Here is a 256-nt window from a genome sequence, read left to right on the forward strand (position 1 = left end):
CGTCGACGGTCGGCATCGGCGCCATCTGGTCGAGGTCCACCGCGACGATCGAATTGATCGTGTTGATCAGCGACACGCCGTCCGCGCCGCCCTTGTAGGCGGCGCGCGAGCCCATCCGGATGTCGCTGATGTTCGGCGTGAGCTTCACGAGGCACGGCAGCTTCGTGCCTTCCTTGACCCAGCGCGTGACCATCTCGACGTATTCCGGCACCTGCCCGACGGCCGCGCCCATCCCGCGCTCGCTCATCCCGTGCGG

At 68.0% G+C, this 256-nt stretch carries 1 pseudogene; it reads right to left on the reverse strand.

Going from position 1 to position 256, the window contains the following annotated elements:
• Window positions 1-256, reverse strand: a pseudogene (locus SB772_RS43130) (NAD-dependent dihydropyrimidine dehydrogenase subunit PreA); the annotation flags it as partial.

Source organism: Paraburkholderia sp. SIMBA_030 (assembly GCF_046535245.1).
In the GTDB taxonomy this organism is placed as follows: Bacteria; Pseudomonadota; Gammaproteobacteria; order Burkholderiales; family Burkholderiaceae; genus Paraburkholderia.